This is a genomic window from Colwellia sp. PAMC 21821 (genome assembly GCF_002077175.1).
GTDB lineage: Bacteria > Pseudomonadota > Gammaproteobacteria > Enterobacterales > Alteromonadaceae > Cognaticolwellia.
The window spans coordinates 4,568,849-4,590,525 of the sequence record NZ_CP014943.1 but is presented as its reverse complement, the minus strand read 5'-3'; the positions used below and the strand labels follow the sequence as shown (position 1 = coordinate 4,590,525).

Genomic DNA, 21,677 nt, shown 5'->3' with positions numbered 1-21,677 from the left:
ATTGTCGACAATTTTATGTTTTGGCATTGACTAATTAAAATATATAGCTATTATTAGCCCAATGTTTTTAAAAAGTGTCGACAATAATGGCGTTAGATAATCCTACAACACAAGCCGCAGTAACGACTGCAGATAAAGTATTTGAGCAAATGTTACATGCTATTGTTGAAGGCACCATTAAAGCGGGTAGTAAAATTAGCGAGCCAGAATTGGCCAGAAACTACCAAATAAGTCGTTCTACTTTACGTGAAGCACTAAATCGCCTGGAAAAATGTCATTTAATTGAACGAAAAGCCAATGTGGGTTCTCGGGTAGTTGAATGCTCAATCGCTGGGCTATTAGAAATTTATGTTGTACGTGAAGCACTCGAAGGTATGGCATGCCGCCAAGCGGCGCTAAATATGACTGACGATGAAATTACTGAAATGCGGGCTATGCTCAAGCAGCATGCAAGTGCTAAGGCATTGCGTGACGGTGTTTCATATTATCAAGAAGAAGGTGACTTAGACTTTCACTATAAAGTTATTTTGGGCAGCCATAATCAACAATTGATCAATATATTGTGTGGTCAATTATATCACCTTGTTCGAATGTATCGTTGCCAGTTTGGCATGAACAGTCCCCGAGCCACTAAAGCTTTTGATGAACATTCTCGCATAATTGAAGCGATTGCCGATCGTGATGGTGAATTAGCCGAAATGCTAATGAGGCGTCATATTGCCGCTTCGCGTAAAAATATTGAAAACAAAATTGCTCAGCAACAATAGCGGTAAGCTTATTTTAAGCTACCTTATACAACATACACTTGACTAAGAAGGATAAAGCAATGTCTACACAACTATCTCCCGGTGCTAAGTTTCGCCAAGCTATAGTGAATAATAAACCACTGCAAGTTGTCGGTACTATCAATGCCTATTGTGCAATGATGGCTGAAGAATTAGGTCATCAAGCTATTTATTTGTCTGGTGGCGGTGTTGCCAATGCTTCTTATGGTTTACCCGATTTAGGCATGACATCGTTAAATGATGTTATTGCTGATGTACAACGCATTACTAGTGCATCTTCTTTACCTTTGTTAGTTGATATTGATACCGGTTGGGGCGGGGCATTTAATATTGCCAAAACCATTCGTGATATGGAAAAAGCCGGTGCAGCCGCTGTCCATATAGAAGATCAAGTAGCGCAAAAACGTTGTGGTCATCGTCCAAATAAAGAAATTGTTTCGACCGAAGAAATGGTTGACCGAATTAAAGCTGCTGTTGATGCTCGTACCGATAAAGACTTTTTTATTATGGCGCGAACGGATGCATTTGCTCAAGAAGGCTTAGCAGCGGCACTAGAACGAGCAAAAGCTTATGCGGCAGCTGGCGCTGACGGTATTTTTGCTGAGGCAGTTAAAACCGAAGAACATTACCGCGCTTTTACTGAAGCACTTGATGTACCAGTATTAGCTAATATTACCGAGTTTGGCCAAACCGAGCTTTGGAATAAAGCCCAGTTGGGTGAATGGGGATGTGCGATGGTGCTTTATCCGTTATCAGCTTTTAGAGCGATGAATAAGGCGGCAGAGTCGGTTTATAAAACGTTACTTGCTGATGGCGACCAAAAAGCAGAAATTGACAATATGCAAACACGTATGGATTTGTATGATTATCTTGGTTACCACGATTACGAACAAAAACTTGATGCCTTGTTTACTGAAGGTAAAAACAAGTAAATAAAATAGCTAGATTAATAAGAAACTAATTTTTAACCATTAACGGTAAATTCATTACGGTTAAAGGACAAGAGGAAAGAATGATGACAGAGAAAAAATTATCAGGTGCTGGCTTACGTGGTCAAAGTGCAGGCGAAACTGCGTTATGTACGGTAGGAAAATCAGGCTCGGGCTTAACTTACTGTGGTTACGATGTTGCCGATTTAGCTGAAAATGCTACTTTTGAAGAAGTCGCTTACTTACTTTTCAATGGTGAACTACCTAATGCAAAAGCGTTAGCGACATATAAAGCTGATTTATTTGCGATGCGTGATTTACCGCAAGCGTTAAAAGAAGTGCTTAAGCTTATTCCAAAAGAAGCTCATCCTATGGATGTTATGCGCACAGGTTGTTCATTTTTAGGTAACTTAGAGCCAGAAAATGATTTTAGCGAGCAAAATAAAGCTGCTAACCGTTTGCTAGCCGCTTTTCCTGCCATCATGTGTTATTGGTATAAGTTTTCACATGAAGGGGTAGAAATTGACTGTACGTCAGATGAAGCTTCTCTTGGTGGGCACTTTTTACGTCTATTAAGTGGTAAAAGTCCGTCAGCGCAGCATGAACGTGTGATGGATGTTTCATTAATTCTCTATGCTGAACATGAATTTAATGCTTCTACGTTTACAGCGCGTGTTTGTGCTTCAACGTTATCTGATATGTACTCATGTGTTACAGGTGCTATTGGTACTTTACGTGGCCCACTACATGGCGGCGCAAACGAAGCGGCAATGGACATGATTGAAAAGTTCAAGTCTCCTGCCGATGCTAAAGAACAAATGGCTGGTATGCTTGAGCGTAAAGAAAAAATTATGGGCTTTGGTCATGCGGTATATAGTACTTCAGATCCACGTAACGTTATTATTAAGGCATGGTCTGAAAAGTTAGCGGCAGAAAACGGTGATACATCTTTGTATGATATTTCAGTGGCTTGTGAAGAGTTTATGTGGGACAGCAAAAAATTATTTTGTAATGCTGATTTTTTCCATGCCTCTACTTATAACTATATGGGTATTCCAACGAAATTATTTACCCCGATTTTTGTTTGTTCGCGTTTAACAGGTTGGGCTGCTCATGTTATGGAGCAACGCTCAAATAACCGTATTATTCGTCCTTCTGCAGATTATATTGGCGCCGAACCACGTAAAGTGCAACCCATAGCACAAAGGTAAGCTGCTCTAGCAACTAACCTATAAAGCCTTATCTGACTAGATAAGGCTTTATCACTCATTAAATCACTCAAAAAGAGTCTGTTGTACTCTTTTGCAAATATGTGGATTAAATTATGAATTATGATTACCGCAAACCTTTACCCGGTTATAAAAATAATGGCCTAACCATAGATTTTTTCGATACGCGAGAAGCCATCGATACCATTAAGCCCGGCGCTTATAAAACATTGCCTTACACTTCGCGTGTTCTCGCTGAGCAATTGGTTCGACGCTGTGACCCAGCTGCGCTAACGGACGCGTTAAAGCAAATTATCGAAGGTAAACAAGACCTTGATTTCCCTTGGTATCCTGCACGTGTTGTTTGTCACGATATTTTAGGTCAAACCGCATTAGTTGATTTAGCCGGCCTGCGAGATGCTATTGCTGAGCAAGGTGGCGACCCTTCAAAAGTGAATCCTGTGGTACCAACACAGTTAATCGTTGACCATTCATTAGCGGTAGAAGCTCCGGGTTTTGATCCCGAAGCATTTGAGAAAAACCGAGCGATTGAAGACCGTCGTAATGAACAGCGTTTTCATTTTATCGAATGGACTAAAACGGCTTTTAAAAACGTTGATGTTATCCCTGCCGGTAACGGCATTATGCATCAAATCAACTTAGAAAAAATGTCGCCTGTTATACAAGCGCGGGACGGTGTCGCTTTCCCTGATACTTGTGTTGGTACAGACTCTCATACGCCGCACATTGATGCTTTAGGTGTTATCGCAATTGGTGTTGGTGGCTTAGAAGCTGAAACCGTTATGCTAGGTCGTCCATCTATGATGCGTTTGCCTGATATTATTGGTGTAAAGCTAACGGGTAAACGCCAACCTGGCATTACCGCAACCGATATTGTTTTAGCGATAACTGAATTTTTGCGTAATCAAAAAGTTGTATCAGCTTATTTAGAGTTCTTCGGTGAAGGCACTAAAAGTTTAACCATTGGTGATCGTGCAACTATCTCAAACATGACACCAGAGTATGGTGCGTCTGCCGGTATGTTTTACATTGATGAACAAACCATTGATTATTTAAAAATTACTGGTCGTGAGCCTGAACAAGTCGCGCTAGTTGAAACTTACGCGAAACATACAGGTTTATGGGCTGACGACTTAGTTGAAGCGCAATATCCGCGTGTTATCGAATTTGATTTATCATCGGTAGGGCGTAACTTAGCGGGACCTTCTAATCCACATCGTCGTTTAGCGACAGCTGATTTAGCGTCGAAAGACATTGCTAAAGACTTAGCCGCTTGTAAAGAACAAGAAGCCAATGGTCAAATGCCTGATGGCGCAGTTATTATTGCCGCTATAACGTCTTGTACCAATACCTCTAATCCTCGTAATGTTGTTGCGGCGGGTTTGATAGCCAAAAGAGCCAATGAGCTTGGCTTAGTGCGTAAGCCTTGGGTTAAATCATCGTTTGCCCCAGGTTCAAAAGTCGCCAAGCTTTATTTAGAAGAAGCCGGTTTGCTTTCTGAAATGGAAAAATTAGGTTTTGGTATCGTTGGTTATGCTTGTACAACTTGTAATGGTATGTCTGGCGCGTTAGACCCTAAAATTCAACAAGAAGTTATAGACCGCGATTTATACGCAACCGCGGTATTGTCAGGTAACCGTAACTTCGATGGCCGAATTCACCCTTATGCAAAACAAGCGTTTTTAGCGTCACCACCGTTAGTGGTCGCTTATGCCATTGCCGGTACTATTCGTTTTGATATTGAAAAAGATATTTTAGGCCAAGATCAAAACGGTAATGACATTACGCTAAAAGACATTTGGCCAAGTGATGAAGAAATTGATGCTATCGTTGCTTCATGTGTTAAGCCAGAGCAGTTCAAAAAAATCTATACGCCGATGTTCGATTTAGGTGCGTTTGAGCCTGCTGAAAGTCCATTATATGCTTGGGACGAAACCAGTACTTATATTCGTCGCCCGCCATACTGGGAAGGTGCATTAGCGGGTGAGCGTACCATGAAAGGTATGCGTCCATTAGCGGTGTTAGGCGATAACATTACCACCGATCATTTATCACCTTCAAATGCGATTCAATTAGACAGTGCTGCCGGCGCATATTTGCATAAAATGGGCTTGCCAGAAGCCGATTTTAACTCATACGCAACGCATCGCGGTGATCACTTAACCGCACAACGTGCAACCTTTGCTAATCCTAAATTGTTTAACGAAATGTGCCGTGATGACAAGGGTGAAGTTAAGCAAGGTTCATTAGCGCGTATCGAGCCTGAAGGCACTGAATCACGCATGTGGGAAGCAATTGAAACTTACATGGAACGTAAACAACCGCTGATTATTATCGCCGGTGCTGATTACGGTCAAGGCTCATCAAGAGATTGGGCGGCAAAAGGCGTTCGTTTAGCGGGTGTTGAAGTCATTGTTTCTGAAGGTTTTGAACGTATTCACCGGACAAACTTAGTCGGAATGGGTGTTTTACCGCTTGAATTTATTAAAGGTGAAACACGTCATACCTATAATATTGATGGTACTGAAACCTTTGATGTGGAAGGTACAACATCACCGGGCGCAGCGATGTCAGTCGTGATGACACGTCGTAATGGTGAAGTCGTGACTATACCGGTTAAGTGTCGATTAGATACGGGTGAAGAAGTGTCTGTTTACGCTGCTGGTGGCGTATTACAAAAATTTGCTAACGACTTCTTGGAGTCTACTACCTAAAGCTTTATTTTTGATAATAGCGGGCTTGGTTATGTAGAAGTATAGGCATGACCAGGCTACCGATTTGAACGCGGGACAGAGTCCTGCTTTTAAGGGTATGATTTATTAGCAGTAAATAGCGACTATTTACTGCTTTTTTTATAAAAAATAAATAATAAAGGAGATTGTTATGTCTCAGGTTCCTCAAGTGCACGTACCTCAAGTGAAAGTTCCTGCTACCTATATGCGCGGCGGCACATCAAAAGGTGTTTTTTTTAATCTAGCCGATTTACCAGCGCGTTGCCAAGTGCCAGGAGAAGCGCGCGATAATATGCTACTGCGTGTGATTGGTAGTCCTGATCCATACGGAAAACAAACCGACGGTATGGGTGGTGCAACATCAAGTACCAGTAAAACGGTTATTTTAGCTAAAAGCGACGTGGTGGATCACGATGTAGATTACTTATTTGGCCAAGTTGCTATAGATAAAGCCTTTGTTGATTGGTCTGGTAATTGCGGTAACTTAACCGCTGCTGTTGGCTCTTTTGCGATAAATGCTGGCTTAGTTGACCCGTCACGTATTCCAAAGAATGGCGTTTGTATTGTGCGTATTTGGCAGAAAAACATTGCTAAAACCATTATCGCTCGTGTGCCTATAACCAACGGCGAAGTACAAGAAACGGGTGATTTTGAACTCGATGGTGTTACCTTTCCTGCGGCAGAAGTGCCGGTAGAATTTATCGCGCCCGTTGATCCATCAGAAGCTATGTTTCCAACCGGTAATGTCGTTGATGAGCTTGATGTGCCAGCTATTGGTACTTTTAAAGCCGCTAAATACAAAGTAACTATGATCAGCGCGGGTATTCCAACTATTTTCTTAAATGCAGAAGATTTGGGCTATACCGGTACAGAGTTGCAAGACGCCATAAATAATGACGATGCAGCATTAGCACGTTTTGAAACTATTCGTGCGGCTGGCGCGATTAAAATGGGCTTGATTAATGATGTTTCAGAAGCGGTTGCTCGACAACATACACCAAAAGTGGCTTTTGTCAGTGGTGCTAAAGATTATGTAACCTCAAGTGGTAAAGCCGTGTCTGCAGCAGATATAGATTTACATGTACGTGCTTTATCTATGGGTAAGCTACATCATGCCATGATGGGCACAGCGGCAGTTGCCATAGGCGCTGCGGCGGCAATTCCAGGTACGTTAGTCAATTTAGCCGCTGGCGGTGGTGATCGTGAAGCGGTAGTTTTTGGTCACCCATCAGGTACGCTTAAAGTGGGTGCTCAAGCAACGAAAGTTAATGCACTGTGGACGGTAAATAAAGCGATTATGAGCCGAAGTGCTCGCGTTTTAATGGAAGGTTGGGTGCGTATCCCTGGTGATTCGTTTTAACTAAGCCATAGTTTTTTACTAAGGTAAAATTGAAAAAACGCTGTTAGGAACAATGTTGCTAACAGCGTTTTCGTAAGAGAGAAACCTAAGCTTGTAGCTTATGGAGCAGAATACTTGAAGGTTTACTTAATTCAATTGGCATAACCACCAAAAGAACCTGCAGGGCCAGGAAAGACTACCGGGCTTTCAAAACCATCTTTTGCAACACTACTAACGCCAAAGAAGTAGTTGTCGATAACAATATTCTTTAATTCAAATTCACTCACATCACCAACGTATTGACTATGTGTCCATGTTGGCTCAGTCGTGAGTCGCCAATGTACACGATAGCCCGCTAAATTTCTTGCCATCTTGCCTTCTGGTTTTTGCCACTTTAAGGTGGTTGACGCTTTTACTGCACCGGAGATTTCAGTGTTTGCTGGTGGTGGTGGCGCCCAAGCCATTGCAGCCATAGTGACGGCATTTAGTGAAGTTAATTTTGCATTAAAATCAAAATCTACGCCGGAAAGTACGTCGCCAAACGCTCGGCCATTTTCAGTGCGCAAATCTTGATGTTGGCGGTCGTAATGCTCATTCGTTTCCATAATACGTACAGCAGGGTAACCGACTGCATTAAAGGGGCGGTGATGTCCACCTCTGCCAAATCTATCTAATCTGTAGACCATCATAACGTCTAAATTAGGAATGTATTGATCGGCAATTTGGTCAATATAACGCGCAATATTTCGTGACGGAGAGTCGACTTCACCGCCTGTAAATCGACGTTTTCGAGCTTCTTCAGGTGTTTCAACAAACCGAACACCTTCAGAAAATACCCTGGCGGTTGTATTGTTAATGACACCATTAATACCGGAGATATTCCCGATCATGTCATTATTAATTACCGCTTCTACTCGCCAACCTTCTTTTTTAGCAATACCGGCCATAATTTTGCCTCCAAAAAGGCCCTGTTCTTCACCTGATAAAGCCGCATATACAACTGTACCGGCAAATTTATGTTGTGAGAGTACTCTAGCTGTTTCGATAACACCGGCAACGCCAGAAGCATTATCATTGGCGCCTGGAGATGCACTGGTATAGTCAAGCGGGTCTGATACCCGAGAATCTATATCGCCAGACATAATAATGTAACGATTTGGATCGAGTTGACCACGCTGAATAGCGATAACATTAATCACTTCGGTAGGCTCGGGAATGCGCTTTTCCCCTGAAAATGTTTCTTTTTGATAGATAACTTCCAAGCAACCACCACATTGGGCGGAAATTTTATCAAATTCTGCTTTAATCCAACGACGTGAAGCGCCAATGCCTTGAGTCTCTGATTCTGTTTCTGACAAGGTATGACGTGTACCAAAGCCAACTAACGTAGTGACATCTTTTTTCAGTCTTTCGGCGCTGACTTGTTGCTGTATCTCACGTAGTACTAATTGTTCATTCGGAGGGACTACAATGGTTGAAGCGCAAGCAGGCAAAAAGGTGCTTAATGCACACAACATCCCCAAGTGCTTTATCTGGAAAGATTTCAATGATGGAGTAAACGCAATATGCTTGGGTTTATTAAGTCGAATAAACATAATGAAAGCCTGTTGTCAGTTGTTATTATAATTACCCAAAAGACTATCACAATTGGTTATATTAACGAGTGCATCCATCCTATTAATATTTCAGTTCAACTCAGATCGTTACAACACAGGTTTTTGGTGTGTATATGTAAAAGATGATCTACGCATGAGCCATCATAAATAGTATTGCCGTCATTTAACCCTAAAAATAGTTTGCACATTACGTCCTTAGACATTAAATTATTGTGAATTTACATTTACTTATATATTTTTATGAAATTGACTAAAATATTCGCTCTATTAGGACCCGGAATTGTTTGGGCGGCAACCAGCATTGGTGTTTCCCATATTGTGCAGGCAACACGTGCTGGTGCAGACTTTGGTTTTGCACTTCTAGGTTTTATTATTCTCGCTCATGTTATTAAATATCCCTTCTTTTTGTTTGGCCCTAAATATGCCGGATTAACAGGTAAAAGCTTGCTTGATGGTTATAAACGGGTAGGGAACTGGGCATTCTATTTGTTTTTATTGTTAACTTTTACCACGATGTTTTTTGTGCAATCAGGCGTAACTATTGTTACCGCTGCATTAGCGATGAATTTATTTGGTGATATTTTATCTTTATCACAATGGGCGGCATTGATACTGGTGATTGTCTGCGCGGTATTAATTATTGGGCATTACAAATTACTGAGTAATTTACTCAAATGGATGATGCTAATTTTAGTGATATCAAGCATCATAGCTTGGTTTGCTGCCGTTAATCGGCTTGGTTTTACTCCCTCTGGTCAAGCACCTGTTATTTCATTAACGTCAGCGGCGAGTATCGCTTTTATTGTTGCTCTTATCGGCTGGATGCCCACGGCTATCGAAGTTTCTGTTTGGCATTCTATTTGGACTACCTCTCGGGTGGATAAACCAGGTGTAATATCAGCTAAAAACGCCACATTAGATTTTAATATCGGTTATTTCACCAGCTTCTTATTAGCCGTTATTTTCTTATGGTTAGGTGCGCTATTAATGTTTGGCCAAGGCGAAGGTTTTGCCGATTCAGCTGCAGCATTTGCAGGACAATTAGTCGGGATTTATAGCCAAGCTTTAGGTGAATGGAGCTGGTTGCTTATGGCTTTGGTGACATTTATTGCCTTATTTTCTACCACCTTTGCGGTGGCTGATGGTTTTCCACAGGTCTGGAAACGTGCAGTTTTGCTTGCCAGTGATGAACCAAATGAGCAGACAAAAAACAAAGCCAATAAAGCTTACATTGTATCGCTAGCATTACTAGTGGTCGGAAGTTGGTGGATTATTAGTGACTTTAGCTCAGATATTAAAGCGTTACTTGACTTTGTTACCACCGTTTCTTTTGTCAGTGCGCCAATATACGCTTGGCTAAACTATAAAGTTATGATGGGCGCTGATGTTGACGATGACCAAAAGCCGCAGGGTTGGTTTAAAGTCTACACCTTGTTTTGCTTGACGGTTTTAACACTGTTTAGTTTATTCTTTTTGTGGTGGAAGTTTTTGTCTTAATTACGCATAAACGATGACAGAATTATCATACAAATTGTAGTCATAAAGTGGTCTACTTCAATGTTTGGTAAAAAAGTTCAAATAAATAACTGAGTGACGGGTTTTAATTCATAAAATTGCTCAGCTATCGAGTGATATTAGTACAAATAAATAGGAAGTATATAATGATGCATATTAATGGTAGTTGCCATTGTGGCGAAATAACATTTGAAGCCGAAGTTGATGAAAACAAAGTGAAGATATGTCACTGTAATGATTGTCAAAAATTATCAGGTACTGCATTTAGAAGTGTGGCCGTTTCTGAGCCTAATAGCTTCATTTTTACCAAAGGAAAAACCAAAGAATACGTTAAAGTGGCCGAGAACGGTAATCAACGCGCACAGGGCTTTTGTCAACACTGTGGCAGTGCAATTTACGCGACATCTGTTGATACGCTGAATCGAGTCTATGGCATTAGAGTCGGTTGTATCGAACAACGTGACTTGCTGGTGCCAAAAAGCCAAATTTGGTGCCGCTCTGCGGTGCCATGGATCAACGAAATAGCAACAATACCGGCATTTGATACGGTGCCGGATCAATAGTTAACGCCGTTTTGCTTGTTTTACCGTGAGAAATAAACAGTCGGTAAGGTAAAGTTGATAAAACAAAACTTGAGCATAACGTTGTTTAGCATACAGCTGTTTTTTTGTTTAAGGCTTGAGGCTTGAAGTTATTTAAATTCAAAATAACCATGGCTTATCGGAGTCTTCACAGTTAATACAGACTAACGTGAACTTTTAACGTCAAACTTTTAACGACAAACATAGAAAGTATGTAAAATTTTATTCGAATATGTATTCCTCATTATTTAAATATATTGAGATATTTTTACAGAAAAAGTCCGAAAATTTGTTGCTAAGGCTACTTTTTAGCATTAAAGCACAATAAATTGATAGATAATTGCTAATTGATGCTGATAGCGCTTTAATTTAAGGCGCTATCAGGGTATGTTATGCGTTTTTTATTGTAGGCATCATAATTAATGACCAAAAATACCTTTTATCGGGACTTATATACACAAGTTGAAGCCTTGATCACTGATGAATCAGATGTCATTGCTAATATGGCTAATGTCAGCGCTTTGTTATTTGAACAATTAACTGAGGTTAATTGGGTTGGCTTTTATCGTATGATTAATGATGAACTTGTACTTGGCCCATTTCAAGGTAAAGTAGCATGCATTCGCATTCCACTTGGACGTGGCGTTTGTGGAACAGCAGCGATTGAAAATAAAGTACAACGTGTTGCCGATGTTCATGAATTTGACGGTCACATTGCCTGTGATGCTAGCACTAACTCGGAAATAGTATTACCTTTAATGTTAAACGGTAAGGTAATTGCTGTACTTGATATCGACAGTATGGCATTTAATCGTTTCAGTGCTGATGATCAAATCGGTTTAGAAAAGTTAATTAGTTTATTTGAAAATGTTATGATCAAGCATGGCGTGATAAACTGATGAAAGAATTTATTGATATTCATGACTATCTAGTTTCAGAAGCTGTTGTAGGCGACTGGGATGGTGATGAAGAAGAAGTAGCTGAGCGTATTAACGAAATTTATCATACCGTTTATGACTTAGCAGAAGAAGATATTGCACCAGAGATTTTAGAGCAGTTGTTGTCTTTGGTGTGGGATACGTGGATAGGGCAAGAAGCCTTAGCTGAAATCGAAAGTGAAGATATTTATGATTGGTGCCGACATCTGTTGGAAAATCGTGAACAATATCTAGCAGAGCAGAATTAAAATTTTGAAAAGTTGTATTTATGGAAAATAAAACAGAAAGTGAAATAAAAGTGGTAGCAGACGAAGTCGTTGAAGCAACAACCAATGTTGAAGCAACGCCAAGTGTTGATACTGAAGTTAAGCGTATTAGCACAAAAGAAATTATCGCCTATTTGGCTGAAAAATTTCCAGCATGCTTCTCTATTGAAGGTGCTGCAAAACCATTAAAAATTGGTATTTTTCAAGATTTAGCTGAAAAGCTAACTGGCGATGAAACGGTAAGTAAAACCCGTTTACGACAAGCGCTTAGACATTACACAAGTAGCTGGCGCTATTTGAAAGCCATTAAAATGGGTGTTTTTCGTGTTGATATCGATGGAAATGATGCCGCTGAAATCGATCAAGAACAAGCCGATTATGCCAGCAAAACATTGAAAGAAAGCCAAGAAAAATTTGGTAACAAAAAACCGAAAGACAAAGTAGCGAAAAAACCTTACAAAGGTAGTGCTGCTAAGGGAACTAAACCTGTAAGTAAAGACTCTACAGATAATAGCCGCAAAGAAAAGTTTAATTCGGTTAAGTCAACTAAACGCGTTGTTGAAAAAACAGCCGTGAAGCTTAAACCTGTTGAAACTAGTAATGTTGTTGTTGGCAAAAATATCAAAGTGCAGTTAGGACAATCGTCAATGGATGCTGTTATTACAGAAGTTTCCGGTAAAGATGTTAGTGTTCAATTAAACTCAGGTATGGTTGTTAAAACTCAAGTTAAAAATATTTTTACAGAATAAATTTGGAGTATGTGAATGCATAAATTTTGTCGTATAGCTGTTGCGGTATCATTGTCACTGGCCAGTATTTCAGTACTGGCTGAAAGTAGTAAAGACAATGAAAGCTTACCGATATTAGTACCTGAAAGCCAACATGCTACATCAACAAAGCGCATTACGGCACAGTTTACGCGAGCACATTACAAGCAAATAAAAATTGATGACATATTATCAGAGCAAATTTTTGCCCGTTACATTAAGCAATTAGATTTCGCTCGTAACGTCTTTCTAGCCTCTGATGTTAAGAGCTTTGAGCAATACCGCGATGAGTTTGATACCGTTATTTCCCGCGGCAAACTCGATATCGCTTATCAAATCTATAATCTTAATTTACAGCGAAGACTAGAGCGTTATGAATATGCATTAAGCCTACTGACTAGCGAAAAACCTTTTAATTTTGACCTTGATGAAACCTACAATTTCGATCGTGAAGATGCTGAATGGGCCAACTCTGTTGAAGAGCTAAACGAGTTATGGCGTAAAAAAGTTAAATACGATGCGCTTAATTTAACCTTAGCGGGTAAAGAGTGGGAAAAAATTCAAGAAGTTTTAGGTAAACGCTATCGTTATGCCATTAAACGCTTAAAGCAAAGTGAAAGTGAAGATGTATTCCAAGTTGTTATGAACAGCTTTGCACGCGTCGTTGAACCGCATACATCGTATTTATCTCCACGAAATGCTGAACGCTTTCAAATGGAAATGAATTTATCACTGGAAGGTATTGGTGCGGTTTTACGGGCAGAAGAAGATTACACCGTTATTCAAAGTGTTGTGGTAGGTGGTCCAGCAGATAAGTCAAAAGAATTAAAACCTAAAGATCGTATTGTTGGCGTATCGCAAGATGACAAAGAGTTTGTTGATGTTATTGGCTGGCGTTTAGATGATGTTGTTGAACTTATCAAAGGTCCAAAGGGCACAAAGGTAAGACTGCAAGTTTTAGGTGCTGAATCGGAAGATGATAGTAGCATTAAAGTCGTCTCTATTGTTCGAGATACGATTAAACTTGAAGATCGGGCGGCAAAATCAGAAGTATATTTTGAAAAAGAGGGTGATGAAAACTCTAAAAAACTTGGTGTTATCACTATCCCTAGTTTTTACAATCATTTATCACGTGATGTTAAGCTAGAAATTGCTAAGCTTAAAGACGAAAATGTTTCTGGCATCATTGTTGACCTTCGTGGCAATGGCGGCGGTTCGTTAACAGAAGCAACTTTACTGACCGGGCTATTTATCGATAAAGGACCAGTAGTACAAGTGCGTGATGGCGCGAATCGAGTACAAGTTAACAGTGATAAAGACGGCATCAGTTTTTATGACGGACCGTTAACCGTTATGGTTGATCGTTACAGTGCATCGGCGTCTGAAATATTTTCAGCAGCTATTCAGGATTATGGACGTGGTGTTGTTGTTGGTGAACACACATTCGGAAAAGGCACCGTGCAACAGCATAGAGGTTTAGGCCGAGTGTATGATTTGTACGAGAACCCATTTGGTAGCATTCAATTCACTATTGCCAAGTTTTATCGTATTAATGGTGGTAGCACACAACATCGTGGCGTATTACCTGATATTGAATTTCCGTCGGCGATAGATCCAGCTGACTGGGGCGAAAGTAAAGAAGAAAATGCCTTGCCTTGGGACCAAATTCCTAAAGCACGCTATAACAAACTTAATGACATCAGCCAAGATGTAACTTACTTAAGTTCTTTGCATAGTTCACGCATAGCGCAAAACCAAGAGTTTAATTATTTGCTTTCTGATATTGCAGAATATAAAGCAGAAAAAGATGATAAAACTATTTCGCTAAACTTAGCTAAACGCAAAGAAAAAAGAGAAAGCCGTAAAGCTAAGCAATTAATACGCGCTAACGAACGACTTGCTAGCTTAGGTAAAGAAAAAGTTACTGATTTAGATGACTTACCAGAAGATTTAGAAACACTAGACCCATTTCTAGATGAAACTGCAAAAATTACTTTTGACTTAGTTTCATTGGGTAAAGTCGCGAAAAAATAGCTGTTTTTTCTGCCGCGAATAAAAAGCCACCTATTAGGTGGCTTTTTAATAGTAGAGAATATGGTTAATTTTTACCTGAAATAATTGCATAATTATTCTTTAAATCCTTATAAACAAAGGGCTAGTTAATAACTAATTGTCAGAAAACACTTGCACTCTTTGTGAACTGTCGGCATCTTACTAACACAAATAATTTAACCACTATAATAACTAAGATAATAAGGTGTAAATTTATCTATGTCTGATCCTCAATCAATTCGACAACCTTCTATGTTGGACTCTTTAATTCCAATTGTTGTCCTTATTTGTTTATTAATCACAGGTGTTACCTTTTTTGGTGATAGCTCATCATCAGGACCTAACCAAATAGCATTACTTTTAGCTACTGGTGTCGCTGCGTTGATAGGACTAAAAAACGGCCATAAATGGCATGCAATGGAGAAAGCGATAATCCATGGCATTTCAATATCTCTAGGCGCTGTACTCATTCTATTGGCTGTCGGGTCTTTAATTGGTACATGGCTACTGTCAGGCACAGTGCCTACAATGATTTACTATGGTTTGAAAATTATTGACCCTAGCTGGTTTTATGCTGCAACTTGTTTAGTTTGTGGCATTGTTGCCATGAGTATTGGTAGTTCTTGGACGACAGCCGCGACCGTTGGTGTCGCCTTTATTGGTATTGCAGGTGGTTTTGATTTATCAGCATCGGTTACTGCGGGTGCCGTTATATCAGGCGCCTATTTTGGCGATAAACTTTCACCACTTTCCGAAACAACTAACTTAGCGCCTGCTGTAGCCGGAAGTGAATTATTTGAACATATTAAATACATGTTATGGACGACTGTTCCTTCAATCACCATCGCATTAATACTTTTCCTCATTATTGGCTTTAATCACTCTTCAGGAGATATTGGTAACACGGATAGTATTATGTCATTAACCAATACGTTGGAAGACACCTACAACATATCGGCATTAAACTTAATACCGTTAGTGATATTATTAGTTTTAGCTTACAACAAAATGCCAGCGTTTCCCGCTGTGGCTATTGGCGCAATTATCGGTGCAATTTGGGCATTAGTGTTTCAGCAAGAATTAATTACATCAATGGCTCAAGACGGTATTGAGTCAACTAGAGCGACCATTATGGTGGTTTGGACTGCTTTTTTTGATGGTGTAGTGGTTGAAACCGGCAATACTGAAATAGACCAATTGTTAAGTCGAGGTGGCATGTCAGGTATGCTAAATACGATTTGGCTGGTAATTACGGCATTAAGCTTTGGCGCCGTTTTAGAACACTTAGGTATGTTAAGAAAATTTGTCGAAGCAATACTGGCGGGGGCAAAAACTACGGGTAGCCTGATTGCGAGTACGGCTGCGACCTGTATTGGTACCAATTTGATCACTGCAGACCAATATATTTCGATTGTTATGCCAGGTAGAATGTATAAAGAAGAATACAAAAAGCGGGGCTTACATCCGGTTGTATTAAGTCGTACCCTTGAAGACTCTGGTACGATAACGTCGCCTTTAATACCTTGGAATACTTGTGGCGCATTTATGTTTGCTGCCATGGCATTAACATCTTATGATTATATTTTTTATTGCTTCTTTAATTTAATTAATCCTGTGGTAGCGATAACATATGGTTATATGGGCTTTAAGATAAAAAAATTAACCACACCAGAGTAAAATTAACAAAAGTTAATATATATTCATAAAGCCTGTTTACTACAGGCTTTTTAATGTCTATTACTAGTAAAGATAAAATGTGAATTATTAAGGATACGCATGAATGATTTTCTTCCACGCTATTTAGCTGATTATAGCGTAGCAAACTTTTCTATTTCTACCGTAGCACTCACTTTCGAGCTTGATGAGACTAAAACACGTGTGACTAATCGCATGCAAATGTCGCGCGTCGTGGCGAATGAGCAACCATTGGTGTTAGACGGAGAGCATTTAACGTTAATATCAGTTGCTATAGATGAGCAAGTACTTTCAACTGAACAATACAAAGTTGACGATTCTAGTCTATCGATTGCGATAGAAAAGGAAGTATTCACCTTAGAAATTGTTACCGAAATTAATCCTATTGAAAATAGCGCACTTGAAGGTTTGTTTAAGTCAGGTGATGCCTATTGCACTCAATGTGAAGCGGAAGGATTTAGGCGTATAAGCTACTATCTTGATCGTCCCGATATTATGGCAACATTTACGACCAAAGTTATTGCCAATAAAGCGCAATTTCCGTATTTATTGTCAAATGGTAACAAAATTGCTGCAGGCGATTTAGCTGACGGTCAGCATTTTGTGCAATGGCATGACCCCTTTCCTAAACCTTGTTATTTATTCGCTTTAGTTGCTGGTGATTTTGATGTGTTAAAGGATAGTTATAACACTAGCTCTGGACGTAATGTTGCCTTGGAAATATTTGTAGATAAAGGCAATGTTAATAAAGCACATCATGCGATGGCATCGTTAAAACATTCGATGAAATGGGATGAAGATACCTTCGGTCTCGAATACGATCTGGACATTTACATGATTGTAGCCGTCGACTTTTTCAATATGGGGGCTATGGAGAATAAAGGCCTCAATGTTTTTAATAGTAAATTTGTTTTAGCTGATGAAACCAGTGCAACCGATATTGATTATTTTAATGTTGAAGCGGTTATTGCCCACGAATATTTTCATAACTGGACAGGTAATCGGGTGACTTGCCGAGATTGGTTTCAACTGAGCTTGAAAGAAGGGCTAACGGTATTTAGAGATCAGCAATTTAGTGCTGATATGCATTCTGCTGCCGTCACTCGTATTCAAAATGTGCGTGTATTACGTTCGCTGCAGTTTGCCGAGGATGCTGGCCCTATGGCACATCCTATACGACCTGAAAAAGTAATTGAAATGAATAATTTTTACACCTTAACGGTTTATGAAAAAGGTGCTGAAGTTATTCGTATGATCCATACATTGCTAGGTGTTGAAAAGTTTCGACAAGGTTTAGATTTATATTTTAAACGCTTTGACGGTATGGCGGTGACATGCGACGACTTTATCAACGCCATGGCAGATGCTTCAGGGGTTGATCTTAGTCAGTTTAAACACTGGTATACACAAGCAGGCACACCACTATTGAATATTAGCGAAAGCTTCGATGCGAACTTGTCTGAATATAAATTAACCTTAGTCCAAACTAATGGTGAAAAACCTACATTACATATACCCGTTGGCGTTGAATTAATATCGTTAGACGAGCAGCAAATTCAATCGCCGTTATTACAATTGACTGAACAATCACAAACATGGACTTTTAAAGGTTATAGCCAGAAACCTGTTTTGGCTTTATTGACGAATTTTTCTGCGCCAGTTAAAACACAGTTTGTGCAGTCGGATGAAGAGCTTCAATGTATTATGACCCGCGCCAATGATGAGTTTTGTCGTTGGGATGCTGGACAAAAATTGCTGACAAGATATATCACACAGTTAATGCAACAACCGAGCTCAAGTTTACCTGAAAACCTCTATCAGGCGTTTAGAGAAATATTAACTGCCGATATATCTGCGGCATTTAAAGCAGAGCAATTAACACTGCCGAGCTTTAGTGAGTTAGCTGATAACATTGAGGAAGTTGACCCTATCGCTTTACTTGACGCCATTGATAGCGTTAAGCAAAGTATAGCGCAGGCCCTAGCACCGTTATTTTTGAAGCAGTATCAGCAAAATATACAAGTTGATTATGCGAGTGATGGTATTGCGATTGGCAAGCGAGCATTAAAAAACATTTGTTTATCTTATTTGAGCACACTCAGTGATCAACAAGCGTTATTAACGACACAGTTCCAGCGCTCAAATAATATGACAGATAGCCTCGCCGTGCTTAATTGTGCCGCAAAACATCATCATGAAAACTTTAGCGATATGATGGCAGGTTTTGAACAGAAATGGCGTGATACCTCATTGGTCATGGATAAATGGTTTGCGATTCAAGCCAGTGTTAATAATGAGTCTATCTATGAAAATTTAACTCAGCTTATCGCACATCCTTTATTTAGTTTGAAAAATCCTAATAGAGCTCGATCATTGGTTGGCGCTTTTACTGCCAACAATCCTCGTTATTTCCATTGTGCGAGTGGCCGTGGTTATCAGTTTTTAATTGACCAATTAATTCTGCTAAACGATATTAACCCACAAGTAGCGTCGCGATTAATTACGCCACTGATACAATTTAAGTCTTTTGATAAGCACAGACAAACAATGATTAAAACCAAACTTGTACAATTTTCTAAGCAAGTTAAGCTTTCTAAGGATTTAAAAGAAAAGCTTGATGCTGCGTTAGCACCGTAGGGAAAGTATGAAGTACTATTTTAATTTGACTATTACTAGCCAAGAATATCTCCCCTATTATCAGGGGCAAATTCAATCTATTATTGTGCGGTCAGAGCAGGGGATAAAAGTAGAGTTTCCTGCAATGCATTTGCGAAAATATTTAACGAGCAATGGCATAAAAGGCCATTTTTGTTTACAAACGCAAAACAATAAGTTTTTGTCTTTAGATAAAATATCTTGATTAGAGTTTTTGCTTTAAACAGTGGTCTGACCATTTAAAGATGTCGTAAGCTAGTTACATATAGTATGACGGCTGCCATTTCTGTTCACTATTTGAAGATTGCAGCATATTAAGATAAGGCGTTTAAAACAAGTGTTTTAAACGCCTTATTGTTATTGCTAATTGATTTGTTTCAAGTCTTTAATATAAAGGGCTTTAACAAAGGTTTTAGCACTTGCCACTGGGTCAAAATGATGTAATTATTGTTTCATACCATGTAAATGGCATATAAAAATAAAAATGCAGAATCACATCTGGGGAGATAAAATATGAAACAAAACCTTCGCAACGTTTTACAAAAAAAACCATTAGCTTTGAGTATAGCTGCCGCCTTGATAACACTAGCAAGTGCTAATGTTCAGGCAAAAAACTTTCAGTTAGGTAACTTCGATATCAGTTTTGATTCTACATTTTCAGCAGGTACAAGCTGGCGCGTAGAAGACAGAAACTGGAATGATAACGTTGGTAAATCTAATAACGCAAACAATGGCTTTGATTTTAGCCAATATCATCCAATTCTAAATGCTAATCCAAGTGCTTCTACAGTCTGGGATGGCGCCGGTGGGTATTCAACCAACGGCGATAACGGTAATCTAAATTATAACTCGGGTGACAGCTTTTCAAAACTGATCAAAGGCTCACATGATCTTGACGTGCGTTATGAAAACTTAGGTTTTTTTGGTCGCGCGATGTATTTTTACGATTTTGAAATGATGGACGGCGATAGAGCGTGGACTAACCCAACTTCTGGCGTAGTTAATGACCCTTGTCGCGACGATGAAGCACGTGACCAAGTGTGTCGCGATGTTCGTTTGTTAGATGCTTTTGTCTACGGTGATTTTGATCTTGGTGAAATGCCTTTTTCTGTTCGTGTTGGTCAACAGGTGATCAGTTGGGGTGAAAGTACGTTAATATCCCACGGTATCAGTGAACTGAACCCGGTGGATATTGCACGTTTGAAAGCGCCAGGTGCTGAGTTAAAAGAAGCTTTTATTCCTTTTGGTGCTGTTTGGGCGTCACTAGGGGTCACAGAAACCTTTAACGTTGAAATGTTTTATCAATATAGCTGGGAAAAAACAGTTTTACCTGCACCAGGTAGTTACTTCTCAACCAATGACTTTGCTGGTGACGGCGGTCATTTTAACAATGTACAATTAAATTTTGCTAGTAATCCAGATATGGATCTTGATTCAGTAATTACTAATTTAAATGGCTTAAGAGCACAAATATTAAACGGTAATGTACCGATAGCTAATGCTGGTGGCGCCTATGTTGGCGGTTTTCCAACTAAGTTAACATTACGTGAAGCTGGCGCCGAGAATGATCCAGAAGACGGTGGCCAATATGGTTTACGACTTTCTTGGTATTTACCGGCTTTAAACGATACTGAAATTAGCTTGTATCACATGAATTACCATAGTCGTCGTCCTGTATTTTCGGGTATTACAGCTGACTTTACCGGTGCTGCTTTAGCGCATGATGTTGGTATGTTAGTTTCAACTGAAATTACTCATGACAATTACACAGATTTAAAAGCGTTCTCTCGCGTTGAACTTGATTATATTGAAGATATTAAGCTTTATGCTTTGAGCTTTAATACCGCTATAGGTACAACCTCTGTAGCCGGTGAAGTCACTTTCCGTCAAGACGAACCATTACAAATAGATGATGTTGAATTGCTATTTGCTGCTATGCCACAACAGTTAGCGAATGACTTAGGTCGTGATGAGCTAGATGGTATTTCACAAATGCCGGTTTTTGCGGGTGGTACGCGTGCAAATGGTTATATTTTGTCTGACACACTACAAGCGCAAATGACGTTAACTCATCTTTGGGGGCCAACATTAGGTGCAAGCCAATTTGTAACTTTACTTGAAGTGGGCGCCATCGATATTCAGGACATGCCTGATGAAGATGTTTTACGTTTAAATGGTCCTGGTACTGCTAGAAATGGTGGTGTTGCAGGTAAAGAAGGCCTAGAAATGGCCTTACAAGACGGTGTAGAAACGAACCCATTTCCTACTGCGTTTGCATGGGGTTATCGCTTTGTTGGTAAACTAGATTATAACAATGTCTTTGCCGGTATAAACGTTTCACCAAAAATTGTGTTTTCACATGATGTTAACGGTATTACACCGGATCCATTATTCTTGTTTGTTGAAGATAGGAAGTCAGTATCGCTAGGTTTAGGTTTCGACTACCAAAGCCGATGGTCTGCTGACTTGAGCTTTAACAGTTTCTTTGGTGGCGTAGGTACTACTAACCAAATGGAAGATCGAGATTACGTATCATTTAACGTCAAGTATTCAATTTAAAGTTGTATGAGGATTACTT

Annotated in this window: 16 protein-coding genes; 15 read left to right on the top strand and 1 reads right to left on the bottom strand. The window is 39.7% G+C overall.

The genetic code is table 11. The features are described from left to right. Positions 1–86 precede the first annotated feature (86 nt). The 5 genes from A3Q33_RS19125 to prpF all read left to right on the top strand — a co-directional run bounded on the left by A3Q33_RS19125 (position 87) and on the right by prpF (position 7,035). Positions 87–767 carry a GntR family transcriptional regulator gene (locus A3Q33_RS19125; RefSeq protein WP_081181490.1) on the top strand — a complete coding sequence of 227 codons (681 nt, stop codon included), beginning with the start codon at positions 87–89 and terminating at the stop codon, positions 765–767. Positions 768–826: 59 nt separating this feature from the next. Further along, a complete protein-coding gene (gene prpB / locus A3Q33_RS19120) occupies positions 827–1,717 on the top strand; it encodes a methylisocitrate lyase (protein ID WP_081181488.1) in 891 nt (296 codons plus the stop codon). 83 nt (positions 1,718–1,800) lie between these two features. Beyond that, positions 1,801–2,925: a bifunctional 2-methylcitrate synthase/citrate synthase gene (gene prpC / locus A3Q33_RS19115; protein ID WP_081181486.1), complete on the top strand. Its 1,125-nt coding sequence runs from the start codon at positions 1,801–1,803 to the stop codon at positions 2,923–2,925. A 113-nt stretch (positions 2,926–3,038) separates the two neighbouring features. Next, the gene (acnD, locus tag A3Q33_RS19110) at positions 3,039–5,657 is read left to right on the top strand and encodes a Fe/S-dependent 2-methylisocitrate dehydratase AcnD (RefSeq protein ID WP_081181484.1); all 2,619 of its coding nucleotides are present in this window, start codon (positions 3,039–3,041) and stop codon (positions 5,655–5,657) included. Between the two features lie 169 nt (positions 5,658–5,826). Then, on the top strand, positions 5,827–7,035 hold the full coding sequence (prpF, locus tag A3Q33_RS19105; protein WP_081181482.1) for a 2-methylaconitate cis-trans isomerase PrpF: 1,209 nt from the start codon (positions 5,827–5,829) through the stop codon (positions 7,033–7,035). Between the two features lie 131 nt (positions 7,036–7,166). Here the strand turns inward: prpF and A3Q33_RS19100 are convergent, their stop codons facing one another. Further along, positions 7,167–8,531 carry a M28 family peptidase gene (locus A3Q33_RS19100; RefSeq protein ID WP_081181480.1) on the bottom strand — a complete coding sequence of 455 codons (1,365 nt, stop codon included), beginning with the start codon at positions 8,529–8,531 and terminating at the stop codon, positions 7,167–7,169. 339 nt (positions 8,532–8,870) lie between these two features. On the opposite strand from A3Q33_RS19100, the gene A3Q33_RS19095 reads away from it, so the two are divergent. The 10 genes from A3Q33_RS19095 to A3Q33_RS19050 all read left to right on the top strand — a co-directional run bounded on the left by A3Q33_RS19095 (position 8,871) and on the right by A3Q33_RS19050 (position 21,658). Then, positions 8,871–10,127 (top strand): NRAMP family divalent metal transporter, encoded by a 1,257-nt coding sequence (locus tag A3Q33_RS19095; protein ID WP_081181478.1) that lies wholly within the window; start codon positions 8,871–8,873, stop codon positions 10,125–10,127. Between the two features lie 164 nt (positions 10,128–10,291). After that, on the top strand, positions 10,292–10,708 hold the full coding sequence (locus A3Q33_RS19090; protein WP_353615510.1) for a GFA family protein: 417 nt from the start codon (positions 10,292–10,294) through the stop codon (positions 10,706–10,708). 440 nt (positions 10,709–11,148) lie between these two features. Then, entirely contained in the window at positions 11,149–11,625 is a 477-nt protein-coding gene (gene msrC / locus A3Q33_RS19085) for a free L-methionine (R)-S-oxide reductase MsrC (protein ID WP_081181476.1), read from the top strand. Further along, positions 11,625–11,912, top strand: coding sequence for a hypothetical protein (locus A3Q33_RS19080; protein ID WP_081153772.1), 288 nt, complete (start codon positions 11,625–11,627; stop codon positions 11,910–11,912). Before msrC ends, A3Q33_RS19080 begins: the two co-directional genes overlap by 1 nt. A gap of 20 nt (positions 11,913–11,932) precedes the next feature. Next, a complete protein-coding gene (proQ, locus tag A3Q33_RS19075) occupies positions 11,933–12,679 on the top strand; it encodes an RNA chaperone ProQ (protein WP_081181474.1) in 747 nt (248 codons plus the stop codon). Between the two features lie 15 nt (positions 12,680–12,694). Further along, on the top strand, positions 12,695–14,731 hold the full coding sequence (prc, locus tag A3Q33_RS19070; protein WP_081181472.1) for a carboxy terminal-processing peptidase: 2,037 nt from the start codon (positions 12,695–12,697) through the stop codon (positions 14,729–14,731). Between the two features lie 237 nt (positions 14,732–14,968). Next, positions 14,969–16,426 (top strand): Na+/H+ antiporter NhaC, encoded by a 1,458-nt coding sequence (nhaC, locus tag A3Q33_RS19065; RefSeq protein ID WP_081181463.1) that lies wholly within the window; start codon positions 14,969–14,971, stop codon positions 16,424–16,426. A 99-nt stretch (positions 16,427–16,525) separates the two neighbouring features. Continuing rightward, positions 16,526–19,081, top strand: a complete 2,556-nt coding sequence (gene pepN, locus A3Q33_RS19060) for an aminopeptidase N (RefSeq protein WP_081181461.1) — start codon at positions 16,526–16,528, stop codon at positions 19,079–19,081. A gap of 7 nt (positions 19,082–19,088) precedes the next feature. Next, a complete protein-coding gene (locus A3Q33_RS19055; RefSeq protein WP_081181459.1) occupies positions 19,089–19,304 on the top strand; it encodes a DUF2835 domain-containing protein in 216 nt (71 codons plus the stop codon). Positions 19,305–19,612: 308 nt separating this feature from the next. Continuing rightward, complete coding sequence (locus A3Q33_RS19050) at positions 19,613–21,658, top strand: DUF1302 domain-containing protein (RefSeq protein WP_081181457.1); 2,046 nt, start codon at positions 19,613–19,615, stop codon at positions 21,656–21,658. Positions 21,659–21,677: the final 19 nt, after the last annotated feature.

Coding starts and splice junctions, on each gene's coding strand:
- acnD (WP_081181484.1), top strand. CDS start 3,039: ATGAATTATGATTACCGCAAACCTTTACCCGGTTATAAAAATAATGGC.
- msrC (WP_081181476.1), top strand. CDS start 11,149: ATGACCAAAAATACCTTTTATCGGGACTTATATACACAAGTTGAAGCC.
- A3Q33_RS19050 (WP_081181457.1), top strand. CDS start 19,613: ATGAAACAAAACCTTCGCAACGTTTTACAAAAAAAACCATTAGCTTTG.
- prpC (WP_081181486.1), top strand. CDS start 1,801: ATGACAGAGAAAAAATTATCAGGTGCTGGCTTACGTGGTCAAAGTGCA.
- prpB (WP_081181488.1), top strand. CDS start 827: ATGTCTACACAACTATCTCCCGGTGCTAAGTTTCGCCAAGCTATAGTG.
- prpF (WP_081181482.1), top strand. CDS start 5,827: ATGTCTCAGGTTCCTCAAGTGCACGTACCTCAAGTGAAAGTTCCTGCT.
- A3Q33_RS19055 (WP_081181459.1), top strand. CDS start 19,089: ATGAAGTACTATTTTAATTTGACTATTACTAGCCAAGAATATCTCCCC.
- A3Q33_RS19125 (WP_081181490.1), top strand. CDS start 87: ATGGCGTTAGATAATCCTACAACACAAGCCGCAGTAACGACTGCAGAT.
- prc (WP_081181472.1), top strand. CDS start 12,695: ATGCATAAATTTTGTCGTATAGCTGTTGCGGTATCATTGTCACTGGCC.
- pepN (WP_081181461.1), top strand. CDS start 16,526: ATGAATGATTTTCTTCCACGCTATTTAGCTGATTATAGCGTAGCAAAC.
- A3Q33_RS19100 (WP_081181480.1), bottom strand. CDS start 8,531: ATGTTGTGTGCATTAAGCACCTTTTTGCCTGCTTGCGCTTCAACCATT.
- nhaC (WP_081181463.1), top strand. CDS start 14,969: ATGTCTGATCCTCAATCAATTCGACAACCTTCTATGTTGGACTCTTTA.
- A3Q33_RS19080 (WP_081153772.1), top strand. CDS start 11,625: ATGAAAGAATTTATTGATATTCATGACTATCTAGTTTCAGAAGCTGTT.
- proQ (WP_081181474.1), top strand. CDS start 11,933: ATGGAAAATAAAACAGAAAGTGAAATAAAAGTGGTAGCAGACGAAGTC.
- A3Q33_RS19090 (WP_353615510.1), top strand. CDS start 10,292: ATGATGCATATTAATGGTAGTTGCCATTGTGGCGAAATAACATTTGAA.
- A3Q33_RS19095 (WP_081181478.1), top strand. CDS start 8,871: ATGAAATTGACTAAAATATTCGCTCTATTAGGACCCGGAATTGTTTGG.